General features: G+C 46.3%; 11 protein-coding genes. 7 read left to right on the plus strand and 4 right to left on the minus strand.

The window, feature by feature from the left end:
- Positions 1-227: 227 nt before the first annotated feature.
- Complete coding sequence (locus QUB61_RS34465; protein WP_333135244.1) at positions 228-1,529, minus strand: serine hydrolase; 1,302 nt, start codon at positions 1,527-1,529, stop codon at positions 228-230.
- A gap of 207 nt (positions 1,530-1,736) precedes the next feature.
- Positions 1,737-2,189 carry a helix-turn-helix domain-containing protein gene (locus QUB61_RS34470; protein WP_333135246.1) on the minus strand — a complete coding sequence of 151 codons (453 nt, stop codon included), beginning with the start codon at positions 2,187-2,189 and terminating at the stop codon, positions 1,737-1,739.
- A gap of 363 nt (positions 2,190-2,552) precedes the next feature.
- Between QUB61_RS34470 and QUB61_RS34475 the strand changes: the two genes are divergently transcribed.
- The 4 genes from QUB61_RS34475 to QUB61_RS34490 all read left to right on the plus strand — a co-directional run bounded on the left by QUB61_RS34475 (position 2,553) and on the right by QUB61_RS34490 (position 7,506).
- Complete coding sequence (locus QUB61_RS34475; RefSeq protein WP_333135249.1) at positions 2,553-3,032, plus strand: transposase; 480 nt, start codon at positions 2,553-2,555, stop codon at positions 3,030-3,032.
- 83 nt (positions 3,033-3,115) lie between these two features.
- A complete protein-coding gene (locus tag QUB61_RS34480; protein ID WP_333135251.1) occupies positions 3,116-3,868 on the plus strand; it encodes a transposase in 753 nt (250 codons plus the stop codon).
- Between the two features lie 1,069 nt (positions 3,869-4,937).
- On the plus strand, positions 4,938-6,398 hold the full coding sequence (gene gatA / locus QUB61_RS34485; protein WP_333135253.1) for an Asp-tRNA(Asn)/Glu-tRNA(Gln) amidotransferase subunit GatA: 1,461 nt from the start codon (positions 4,938-4,940) through the stop codon (positions 6,396-6,398).
- Between the two features lie 121 nt (positions 6,399-6,519).
- Entirely contained in the window at positions 6,520-7,506 is a 987-nt protein-coding gene (locus tag QUB61_RS34490) for an alpha/beta fold hydrolase (RefSeq protein ID WP_333135255.1), read from the plus strand.
- Between the two features lie 132 nt (positions 7,507-7,638).
- Here QUB61_RS34490 and QUB61_RS34495 read toward each other — a convergent pair whose 3' ends face one another.
- Together QUB61_RS34495 and QUB61_RS34500 are read right to left on the minus strand one after the other, a co-directional pair.
- Positions 7,639-8,382, minus strand: a complete 744-nt coding sequence (locus QUB61_RS34495; RefSeq protein WP_333135257.1) for a pentapeptide repeat-containing protein — start codon at positions 8,380-8,382, stop codon at positions 7,639-7,641.
- Between the two features lie 616 nt (positions 8,383-8,998).
- A complete protein-coding gene (locus QUB61_RS34500) occupies positions 8,999-9,151 on the minus strand; it encodes a hypothetical protein (protein WP_333135259.1) in 153 nt (50 codons plus the stop codon).
- Between the two features lie 170 nt (positions 9,152-9,321).
- Between QUB61_RS34500 and QUB61_RS34505 the strand changes: the two genes are divergently transcribed.
- The 3 genes from QUB61_RS34505 to QUB61_RS34515 all read left to right on the plus strand — a co-directional run.
- Positions 9,322-9,972, plus strand: a complete 651-nt coding sequence (locus tag QUB61_RS34505; protein WP_333135261.1) for an ATP-binding protein — start codon at positions 9,322-9,324, stop codon at positions 9,970-9,972.
- A 305-nt stretch (positions 9,973-10,277) separates the two neighbouring features.
- On the plus strand, positions 10,278-10,616 hold the full coding sequence (locus tag QUB61_RS34510; RefSeq protein WP_333135263.1) for a DUF3593 domain-containing protein: 339 nt from the start codon (positions 10,278-10,280) through the stop codon (positions 10,614-10,616).
- 447 nt (positions 10,617-11,063) lie between these two features.
- Positions 11,064-11,845 (plus strand): transposase (locus tag QUB61_RS34515; RefSeq protein ID WP_333135264.1); only part of this gene is annotated, 782 nt, incomplete at its 3' end.

Consider the following 11,845-nt stretch of genomic DNA (forward strand, 5'->3'; position numbering starts at 1 on the left):
CCCGCCCGTCCTTTTTGGACGGGCGGGACGCCCATCCCACAAACTTGTGGAAGTTATTTAATTCTCATTCCTAAGCTGTTGTGCATCTAATTTGACAGTCAATTTTTATACAATTCTTGTGGGACGGCCATCCTGCCCGTCTCTGCATTCAATTTAGATGCGTAGTAGCTTAGCTTGTACGTGGGTATTTTAGCAGCGGAAAATGCTGTCAGTAAGTCGGGAGTTTCTTAAAAACTGGGGTTCCGGCTAATGTAATCGGCAATTTTAGAAATAGACTGGCGCATTTGTAGATCGCCGCTGCGGGTGTCAATCACAGTCATCACATAGGCTTCGCCGTCAATGTTCATCGCTAAAGTTGTGCCGAGCACCAGGGAATTTTGGCCGGTTTTTTCACCCAACCACTGAACTTTAGTTCCTTGCAAGGCGGCAAATCCTAGAGCCCGATCGTACTGGCCGTTGAGAGTTTCTATTAACTGTTTAGCACCGGGTGTTTCGCCATTGTAAATTTGCACCATCATTTCGGTGAGTTCGTTAGCAGTCACGCGGTTGCGACCAAAACCGGGGTTGGCGGGCATAATTTTTTCCCCCATTAATTTGAACTTGACCCGGGTGACTTCGTAGCCGCGATTATCTAAGAATTGATTGATGTAATCCCAACCCAAATAATCAATAAGTTGATTGGTAGCAGTATTGCTGCTGCGATCGATCATTTCTTCTAACAGTGTCTTCAAGGGGTAATTTTTAGGGGACAAAATCTTCGTCGATGAGTCTTCGGTGAAATTGCCCCTATTGACGAATACTTCCTTGTTCAGACTAATTTTTTCTGTTTCGACTTTTTGCATCAGGGCGACAGCAATCGGCACCTTTATTAAGCTGGCTGGACTGATAGGAGGCACATCGCCCCGCAGGTGTACGCATTCTCTAGAAAGGCGGCAAATGCCGATCGAAGCTTGCCCAGACAAACCGCTTTCCCGGGCAACTGCAGCCAAAAAATCTGATTTGGCTTGCTGCACTTGAGAGGTTGCTGCAGTTAAATTTTCTCGGTATTCTTGAGTTTTTGAGGCAGTGAGGGAAGCTAAAAATGAATCTTGTGGAACTTCTTGCAAGTTGTTGAGGGCCTGGTTCCACAAAAATTGAGTTTGCTGCGAAGATTCGATCGACTGATTTTGCTGCCGTTTAGTTTCTACGGCTCGGTTGGCTAAACGGACTGCTTGCTGTAAGTCGTCGTTAGCCCTCTGTTCTACTAATATTTGAGCTTCTACCGCTTGCAACTGAGAAAGCAGTTTTTCTTGAGGATTGGCGGTGAGGGGAACTAAGCGGGAGAGCAGGGTTGGTTCTGGGGAAGGAGAGGACGGTTGTTCTAATTCGGTGACGAGCCGATCGCGAATTTTGTAGAGTTCGTCTAAGGAACGCGGGTTAGATGATTGAGAAAATGAACTTGCGATGGTTAACATCTGAACCAGTCCGATGCCTGCTACTACTGCCAAAGTCTTGTTGGCGACCGACAAAAAACGCCCGATCCCTCGCATATTTAACATCCTCAACACAACCAAATTCTATATAAGCAGCTATTGTTACATCAGTCAAACCATTTTAGATTTTAGATTTGTTCTCCAATCTAAAATCTAAAATCTAAAATCTAAAATAGTTCGATCGCACCGGTGCGCCAAGATAACCAAAATAAAGGGAGCGATCGCAGTTCAGCAATCAACCCCCTCTAAAATATTGCGAACTATCTACTTTCTGCGCCGCCGCCAGTGAGCACCCAACCGCTTGAGGTAATCCCAGCCGCGTTGGGGCCAGACATGATCGCTACCGATTTTTTCGGCAATCCAGCGAGCTACTTTGGGACCTGTCCAGTCTCCGCCGTCGGGGGCAGAGCCTTGCAGGGCTTGTCGCAGTTCTTCTTGCTGTTGAGGATCCAGCAAGGATTTCGCAGGAGGGGGCAGGCGGTCTCCGCTGCGGTTTCTCACAGAGTTAGGCCCTTCTCGGTTATAGCGCTGGACAATTTCTTTGGCGTAGTCGTAGTTGAGACCTACAACTTGGGCTGCTTCTTTGATAGTCCAATTTCGGGAAACTAACAGCAGCAAGTGCCAGCGGCGCGACTCTGTGGTGTTTTGTGCCTGCCGGTAGCGAATTTTGAGTTCCTCTGCCGTCAGGTGGGATTCTAAGTGAGCTTTAGGTGGCATTCCTCCAACGGGGCATCGGGAACTTCTTACCATATATCTTTGGTTTTGGGGATAATTCCGGATGAAATTGTTTTCCTGGGGATCGTCAATGCAAATACGTAACTTTTTTTTGCAGCAGATGCACGCAGATAGACGCAGTTGAGGAAGGACTGCTGTTTTTTTGCAGGTGCGCGCCACAGGAGACCTCGGCGTGGCGGTGAGGGTTCCGAGATTTTTTGTGAACCCCAGATTTCTGACAGGCTTTTTGACCGAAAATTTGGGTACAAGCCCCTTCTTCAGTGGCCGGCTTTAATTGTATTTCTTGAAAAAGCATCTGGGCGTTTGCTCAGAGCTCTGGTAGAATTACGTAGCAGGATAGAGCAAATGTTTCATTTAACCTACGAATTTAAACTCAAGCCAACGACAAGACAAATAGAAATATTTGAAAATTGGCTAGAACAATGCCGTCGCGTTTATAATTACGCATTTGCCCTGCGTAAGCATTGGTTTCAGTCTCGTAGTTGTCAAATTAACGCTTGCTCTATCCGGTCTGAATTTATCATTGGGACCGAAACGAAGCGACCAACTTATGCGAGCCAATGCAAAAGCTTAACTACAGCTAGAGCAAATATACCTGCTTTGTCTGCCGTTGCCGTACAGGTCCTACAGCAGACATTAAAAAGACTTGAAAAAGCTTTCGTGAGTATGTGGGAGCAAAAACATGGTTTTCCCCGCTTCAAAAAAGCCGGGAATATGCGCTCGTTTATGTTCCCACAATTGGGGGTTGAGCCCGTTCAGAATCAAGCGGTCAAGCTCCCTAAAATTGGTGCCGGTCAAGTTTCACCAATCACGTCCTATTCCTGATGGCGCAACGATTAAGCAAGCAAGGGTAGTTCGTAGGGTTAGCGGTTGGTACGTGATATTAACCCTACAATGGGACGTTGAGCGTGCCCGATCTAATGCCTCACGGTGAAGGTATCGGTATCGATATTGGATTAACTAATTTCATAGCAACTTCTAACGGTATTTTAGTCAAACGCCAAAAGTTTTTCATCGATGCAGAACGCAAGCTTAAATTGCTGCAAAAAAGTGTCAGTCGCAAAAAAATAGGCTCGAACAATTGGCGTAAAGCTCAGAAGAAAGTCGCTTTATTGCATGAGTACGTTACTAACTGTCGAAAAGATTGGCCTCGTAAATTATCTCATCAAATCTGTAAAGATGTGGGGATGATTTTCGTTGAGGATCTGAATCTAATCATGCTATCTAGGGGAATGTTAGGGAAACATTGCCTAGACGCATCTTGGGGACAATTCTTCACGATTCTAGAGCAGACTTGTCTGAAATATGGCGTGTACTTTCAGAAGGTAAACGCCAATAAAACAAGCCAAAATTGTCCAAACTGTCTAACAGAAACAGGTAAGAAGCAGCTCTCAGAACGTACTCATTCATGCTCAAATTGTGGCTATACGACAGATAGAGATGTTGCAGCAGCTCAAGTAGTTCTAATTAGAGGACTTGCAGCCGTAGGGCATACCGCCTGTGATGCTTTCTTGCAAGTAAATTCGTCGGAATCCCTGCGAAGAAAGAATCCCCATGCCTTTAGGCTGGGGTATGTCAACCGTGGCACAATGGGCGTGGATGGTCCAAGCTCGATCGATCTTTTCTGTCATTACGCAGCAGCCATTTATTCACTCGGATGACTGATAACTTTTCGTAATTTTTGGCTAAAATAAAGAACTTCATAATCTGGGGATAATTCTTTTTGAAGTTGCAGCAACAAGCTAATACCTTGTTGCTCATATAGCCTTTCGAGCTCTCATATGAGGTACTCATGGGCATAGGCCTCCGTGGGCTGACGGGCATAGGCCTCCGTGGCCTCCGTGGCCTCCGTGGGCTGACGGGCATACCTCACTTTTTTGAGAACCGCTATAAGTCAATACGGTTCAGTTAAGCCCGATCCTCCCTAGTCCCCCGAACCAAGGAGGCAACAAGAACTCGATATTGTGTCCCCGCAACGATTGGGGGGATCTCCGGGCAATAAACAGTGTTAACCCAAGCGTATTGGCCCATAAGTCTCTATTTCTTCTTCAGTTTTTTCTGGTCTATCAGGCGGGTAATCCCAGTTGAAATCCGCTTCATCAGCTTCTGAATACGCTTTTAAAGGAGGAATTAATTGTATCTAGCGAAAGGGGGAATGTTTCAGGATCGATATTGCCAATATTATCGGATTATATTCCCCATAAAGGGGAGACGCAATAATCTGGCATTACTTTAATTTTTTAGGTAATCTTTTTCTACCCTAAATCATTGGTTGCGTCGAAGAAAACCTGGGTTATACCATTTTAGATTTTAGATTTTGGATTGGAGAAGTGGAAATGAGTGATTGCATTTTAGATTTAAGATATAAGAATTGGGAAGGGCTGATTTCCTAAGGATTGTGATATTGCATACACAGTCTTGGACGCAGAACCTAATTATGTAGTGTGCGGATTGCGCACCTTACCGCTATAATTCGCGCGTCAAACCACTTTTTACCTAAATCGTGATACAGTTGCCTTCTTGTTTTTTAAAAAGATTAGGTAAAAAAGTCGATCGCTATTTTTGATCCGGTGCTATTTTGGGAATTTAATCAATTGTATGTAAAAAGACCGATCGCGCGCTCGAACAAAGCCACAAAAATAGCGGACTTTGCCGAATAGCTGTAAGTGCGTGCAATTGCCAGCTATATTAACTGTATTGTCTCAAAGTAGAAATGATAAAGGTACGAGCATGCCATCTATCCGCGAGTTGCACCGACAACTGGTCAATAAAGAACGCTCTGCTGTGGAAATTACTCAAGAAGCATTAGACCGAATTACCCAGCTAGAGCCGAAGTTGAAAAGCTTTCTGTGCGTGACAGCAGACAGCGCATTGGCGCAGGCCCACAAAGTGGATGCCCAAATCGCAGCAGGCGAGCAAATAGGGCTGTTGGCCGGCATCCCGATCGCCGTTAAAGACAATATGTGCACGAATGGCATTCCCACAACCTGCGCCTCTCGGATTTTGGAGAATTTTGTGCCTCCCTACGATGCAACCGTCGTCTCGAAACTCCAAACAGCCGGTGCGGTGATTGTGGGTAAGGCGAATATGGACGAGTTTGCAATGGGGAGTTCGACGGAAACTTCTGCTTATCAAGTTACCGCGAATCCTTGGGACTTGGAGCGCGTGCCCGGAGGGTCTTCTGGCGGTTCTGCAGCAGCGGTAGCCTCGGGAGAATGTGTGGTGAGTTTGGGTTCGGATACTGGGGGCTCAATCCGCCAACCTGCTGCTTTTTGCGGTTTGGTGGGGCTGAAACCGACTTATGGGTTGGTTTCTCGCTACGGTTTGGTGGCCTATGCTTCTTCTCTCGATCAAATCGGGCCCTTTGGTCGGAGTGTTGAGGATACGGCGATTTTGTTGGGGGCGATCGCCGGTTACGATCCGAGAGATTCCACCAGTCTTAATGTCCCAATTCCTGACTACGCCCAAGCTTTAAGACCCAGTTTGCGACCGAAGGGTCAGATGAGAATTGGTGTAATTAAAGAAACTTTTGGTGTAGGGTTGGACTCGGGGGTTAAAGACGCTGTTACTAAGGCGATCGAGCAATTTCAACAATTGGGCGCAGAAATTCAAGTCATTTCTTGTCCCCGGTTCCGCTACGGTTTGCCCACTTACTACATCATTGCTCCCTCGGAAGCTTCGGCAAATTTGGCGCGATATGATGGAGTAAAGTACGGTTTCCGGTCAAAAGACCCGGATAATCTGTTGGATATGTATGCCAAAACTCGCTCTCAAGGGTTCGGTGCGGAAGTTAAACGCCGGATTGCGATCGGCACTTACGTATTGTCGGCTGGATATTACGATGCCTATTATCTAAAAGCTCAAAAAGTTCGGACTTTAATTAAAGAAGACTTTGAAAAAGCTTTTTCTCAAGTTGATGTTTTAGTCTGTCCCACTGCTCCTACTACCGCATTTAAGGCAGGCGAAAAATTTAATGACCCCCTGAGTATGTATTTGTCAGATTTGATGACTATTCCGGTGAATCTTGCTGGTTTGCCAGCTTTGAATTTGCCCTGCGGATTTGATGATAAAGGAATGCCGGTGGGCATACAACTGATTGGTAATCTTTTGCAAGAATCTCGGCTGTTTCAAGTGGCTCACGCTTACGAACAGTCTACGAATTGGCACTTGCACCATCCAGAATTGCATTGATTTTTGAAAATCAGCGGAATGCTGCGGCGGAAGTTAGTAATTGATCTGAGCTAATTGTCTGAATTAATCATTTGCCCTTAGCTGTTGACCGATATCTAATTTCCCGCGTGCTCTATTTTCTATGAACAAGTTGCTGGTATTCCTTTTGTCTAAATCGCTAATAGCTTTTGGGATAGTTTTGGCCGTGGCTTATTCTGCTGCTTGTGTATACCTATTTGTAGCGCAAGGTAAGTTTATCTTTTTTCCCGCGCGGGCGATCGAAACTACGCCAGATGCTTTTCAGTTGAAATATCAAGATGTTTGGCTGCCAATTCCAACTAAAACAGGCGCGGTGGAAAGCGTCCACGGGTGGTGGATTCCTGCCTCGGAAACCCCCCCCAGCCCCCCCGAAGCTCGGGGGGGAGCAAGAAAGGGAGAGAGGGCTCAGGCTACGCCCCAAAGTCACAGACGGGCCGTCGCTTCGGTTCGGGTCCTTAACAAGGGGGGGTTAGGGGGGGTAGTTTTGTACCTGCACGGCAATGGTTCAAATGTGGGAGCAAATGTCGAACACGCTAATCGATTTCATCGGTTAGGTTTGTCGGTATTTACGATCGATTATCGCGGTTATGGAAAAAGCCAGGGCGATTTTCCGAGTGAATCTCAGGTTTATGAGGATGCTCAACTTGCTTGGGATTATTTGGTGAAACAGCGGGGGGTTAACCCGCATCAAATTTATATCTACGGTCATTCTTTGGGAGGCGCGATCGCGATCGATCTGGCAGTGCGCCACCCGGAGGCGGCCGGGTTAATTGTAGAAGGCTCTTTTACTTCGACGCGGGCGATGGTGGATTTCCAAAAAGGGCTGTTTTGGCTGTTTCCGATAGATTGGTTGCTGACGCAGCGGTTTGATTCTCTTTCAAAAGTCGATCGCCTGCAAATGCCCGTGCTCTTTATTCACGGGACTGCTGACAATGTAGTTCCAGTGGAAATGAGCAAAAAACTGTTTGATGCAGCACCTGATCCCAAACAGCTTTACATAGTTCCTGATGGAGGTCACAATAATGTGGCACAGATCGGGGGTGCAGAATATCTGCAAATAGTGAGCCAATTTTTAGGTTCTTCAAAGTAGATAAAAGCTGTTAGCGGTAACAGGTTCAGTTTAATATCTGTACCGCCTGCTCGCAATTCTATTTGCTCGCACTTCTACTGGCACTTCTAACTGTACATATCGGAAGCACAGCAGTAATCACGGTGATACTGCTTAGTTGAACCTTAACACATTCAGCCACCCGTCATTCAAGGCATAGCAATAATTGCAGTAATTGTTCGTGCTTATCCCTTGTTCTTTCTTAACTTCGCAGCCTCGCCGAGATATTTTTCGGTTCGGCATCCGGGCGCCGCAGAGATTGGCATCTGTAAGATTAGTTTTGTTCAATCTCGCATCGGTCAAGTCGGCCGCTCTGAGGTCTGCACCGCTGAGATTTGCACCGCTTAAATCGGCTTCTTGGAGGTCTGCACCGCTGAGATTTGCACCGCTTAAATCGGCTGTTCTCAAGTCGGTTCTACTTAGTTTGGCGGCGCTCAAATTACTGCATTTTAAGTTAGCCAACACGAGGGATGCGTCTCGAAGAGAACTCTCGCTGAGGTTGGCATTTTCTAAGTTGGCTCCCCTGATGTCGGCCCTGCTCATGTCAGCCCTGCTGAGGTCGGCATCAGCCAAAAAGGCGTTTCTCATGTTGGCGTTGTTTAAATTAGCTTCCATTAAGTCAGCCGCAGTCAAGTCGGCATCAACTAAGTCGGCCCTGCTGAGAGTGGCGCGGCTCAAGGAAGCGCCAAACAAATCTGCACGGCTCAAGGAGGCGCCAAATAAGTCGCATCCGGGACATCCTCTTGTTTCTAGCAGTCGCTTGACTAGAGACAGATTTTGAGCAGGTAAGGGAAGTGCGGCGCAAAATGGGAGTAGCAGTATCGCTGCAGTCAGAATTTTCAGTTTGATTTTGGTCATCAGAACTATGGGTTTGAAACCCCGTGCTTTTAGGACGGCTTTACATTGAATTGAATCCCCTCGCGGGGTGGAGGGGTATGGTTGCCCCTCCCGTGAGGTATGGTTGCCTCAATCTCTTTTCGGAGTAAAGTTAGCTTGTCGGTCAATGTTTAGTGAGCTTGCGCCGGCCCAAAGCACTGTTGAGCGTGACATACCGAACTGTTTAACTCTCAACGATAGAGCAAGGGACTAGCTACGCATCAAGCGGGTATCGTGACTCAAAAAACGTAGTCTGTTAAGACTGAGGCCCTAGGGGAACGGCTTGTTAGATTTCTCCTTCAAGCCTCATGCCTGATAGCTGAGGTTCCTGACAGTCGGGGTAAGTCCTCTAACTGGCTTCGATCACCGATTTGTCTGCGGGACTTACGCGCGGGGGACCAAAAACCCGGTTTCTTCGTTAATTCCTCGCTGTGAAACCCAATATTCTTACCAGAAACCGGGTTGTTGGCGCAAGTCCTAGTCTAGTGCATTGACGCGGCTCGACGGTCTAAGGTTCGATCGCGCTCACGATCGCGGATATTACTTACGCCTTTGGGATCGCAGCACTTCCCGGCTCCCGAACAGCTTCCAACGGCCGTCACAAGGCGCTGAATGCCAGGGATTCTGGAGCTTGTGACGGCAAGCGGCAAGTGGCTGACTCCGACAGCGGATAAGTATTTGTACTCAGTGCAGTTTGATTGTGCTGGGTAGGGCGATCGTTCTCCGTACAGGCGATCGGTAAATAAGCCAATTGGCTTAGACGGTTAAGACATATTGCTGATGCGCTGCCTTCTGTAAAAAAGATAGCATTTTTGTATGATCCCCGAAATAATACCGAGCAAGCAAGTATAAAACAAATACCACGTGTCTCGGCGGGTGGGAAAATAGGGTACAGCTAATAGTTTCAGACGAGGAAAATAGATGTTGAACAGCATAAATGAACTGGCAGAAGGCGGCCGGGGGCTCAAACTCATGTGGCAAATTGCAGACGAGCTAACTTACACCCGGACTCTCGACGGTCGAAATTGTTTGTGGCTGAGCAAAAGTTACGAAGTAGAAGGTCGCGATCGACCGCAAAATATAAAAAAAGCTAGCGTTTTAGATGGGTTAATGAATTTCTTCAACACCTGGGATTGGCAGAATAAAAAACAGCAGGAACAAGAACTGCATGAAAGTTATGTTCAACACATTAGCCTGCAAGTCAACACAGATCTGAATGCTTTAACTCGAGTTTTGGAGTGGTTTGAGCAGTTGAAAGATTTATCGCTCCCTAATGAGGTTTGGTGGAAGTTTCAGTTAGCTTTGGCTGAAAGTTTCACTAATGCAGTTCGCCACGCTCACAAAAATCTGCCAGTAGAAACTCCTGTTCAACTGGAAATTATGGTGTTTAACGGACGGTTGGAACTCAAAGTTTGGGATTGTGGCCCGTATTTTGATTTTGATGCGAAGCTGAAGGAAACTCTCGCAGCAGATAGAAAACCATGCTTGGATTTAGAGGTTTTGGACTATGCTTGCTTGAGGCCTAGCAGACCGAAAACTTTGGAACTGTCTCAGTTTATAATTGCTGGGTAGCTTTGGAGTGACAGACAATTAACAGGCTGGCACGGTTGAAAATAATGTGTTATGCTAAGCTAAAAACGGTGTTAGGGGACGAGTGACGGGTGTTGTCTTCACGTGCGTGAGGGGTTTTGAATACTGGCAACCTGCAGCGGCTTTGCTTAAAAGCTATGGGCTTGGGTGAGTCTCTAGCGGTTGGAGAGCAACGAGTGCCTCTGTGGAATTAAACATGAAAAACTCAAAATTCAAAGTTAAAAATTATTCACACTAATTGGGGATTTTTTAATTTATCATAGTATCTGGTTGCTCACCAATTACTAATGATTTCCAAAGAAACTTTATTTGTTCTGTCTCTATTTCCCTACTTGGGATTTCTCTGGTTTTTGACTCGCTCGGGAAAAACACCCCCTTTAGCTCTGAAGGGATTTTACGGCACTCTCGTTTTTGTGGCTGTAACTATTCCCGCCGCAATTTATGCAAAAGTTGCCTACAACGAGTCGCTAGCAAATGTCGATTGGCTGCATGGTTCTGCGGAATTCTTCTTAACACTTGCCAATATTTTAGTAGTTTTAGGCTTTAGGGAAGCGGTGATTAAAGCCAAAGCATCCTCACAGAAGGGCGGCGGGGATCGAGAGTGTCTTTTAGACGGGGGAGAATAGCTGGGAGCCTCTGAGTTTTGTATTTGCTCTCCCTGCGAGCGTCCCGCTCCCTATATGTATATATAATATATAGCGAGCGGGACGCTCGCACTCCTAAAAAATGCTTTTTGCTCTCCGCAGAAATGCTCGCGAATAGCCGCAGTTAACAGTTAACTGTTGAGATACCAGTTTGCGATCCGCCAAGAAAGCAAAATTTTAGCTAGCCAGACGGGAATCCCCAAACTATATCGCTTCGATTACTGTGGGATGAAAGTCGCGTTTCGCTGTGGATTCCACCGTCAACCAATTCAAAACTATGTTTTGAGCGGTGGGCGGGTGGATGACGAGACAAACAAACTCTTTATTTAATGGGTCTATTTTCTCCTTTGTACTTGACAGTAAATAACGCATTCTGGTACAGTAACACTAATTGACGCGTACCGACTGCGATCCAATATTTGCCAATTAATGAGAACGGCTTACCAGTACAAACTACGTCCAACAAAACAGCAAGTCATTGAGCTAGACAGATGGCTATCCATGCTGTGTGCCCAATACAATTACCTGTTGGCTGATAGATTTAATTGGTACGAACAAAATCGCTCTCCTGTTAACGCCTGCCATCTCGTCTGTTACCTACCTGAACTGCGAGACAATCCCGATTATTGGTCGCAAAAGAAAACGTTACCTCAACTCAAGAAAACACATCCTTGGTATAGCGAAATATATTCGCAAGTCCTTCAGGATGTAGTTAAACGAGTTAAGACAACATTTGACCGTTTCCTAAAAGGTGATAGCAGCGGAAAACGCAGCGGAAAACCTCGATTCAAAGCTCGCAGCCGCTATCGCACCTTTACTTATCCGCAAATGAAAGAGGGATGCTTACAGGGCAACTTGATTAACTTGCCGATGTTTGGGAAAGTTAAAGTTGTCTTGCACCGTCCTATCCCTGACGGGTTCAAAATCAAAACCGCATCTGTCACCAAGAAAGCTGATGGTTATTACCTGACGCTCTCCCTAGAAGACAAGACAGTTCCAGAGATAAAGCCAGACTTTAACCCTCGCTCGATAACAGGTATTGACGTGGGATTGAAGGATTTTTTGACAACATCTGAAGGCGAAACAGTCGCTATTCCCCAATATTACCGTAAAGAACAAAAATGCTTGCGAACAATTCAAAAGCGAGTGTCACGTCGCAAAAAGGGGAGCAATAGCAGGCTTAAAGCTATTAAGCAACTGGGCAGACAACA

Origin of the sequence: Microcoleus sp. C2D2, assembly GCF_036702495.1 — a bacterium.
Taxonomy (GTDB): Bacteria; Cyanobacteriota; Cyanobacteriia; order Cyanobacteriales; family Microcoleaceae; genus Microcoleus.

Coding starts and splice junctions, on each gene's coding strand:
- QUB61_RS34470 (WP_333135246.1), bottom strand. CDS start 2,189: ATGCCACCTAAAGCTCACTTAGAATCCCACCTGACGGCAGAGGAACTC.
- gatA (WP_333135253.1), top strand. CDS start 4,938: ATGCCATCTATCCGCGAGTTGCACCGACAACTGGTCAATAAAGAACGC.
- QUB61_RS34510 (WP_333135263.1), top strand. CDS start 10,278: ATGATTTCCAAAGAAACTTTATTTGTTCTGTCTCTATTTCCCTACTTG.
- QUB61_RS34465 (WP_333135244.1), bottom strand. CDS start 1,529: ATGCGAGGGATCGGGCGTTTTTTGTCGGTCGCCAACAAGACTTTGGCA.
- QUB61_RS34495 (WP_333135257.1), bottom strand. CDS start 8,382: ATGACCAAAATCAAACTGAAAATTCTGACTGCAGCGATACTGCTACTC.
- QUB61_RS34475 (WP_333135249.1), top strand. CDS start 2,553: ATGTTTCATTTAACCTACGAATTTAAACTCAAGCCAACGACAAGACAA.
- QUB61_RS34505 (WP_333135261.1), top strand. CDS start 9,322: ATGTTGAACAGCATAAATGAACTGGCAGAAGGCGGCCGGGGGCTCAAA.
- QUB61_RS34490 (WP_333135255.1), top strand. CDS start 6,520: ATGAACAAGTTGCTGGTATTCCTTTTGTCTAAATCGCTAATAGCTTTT.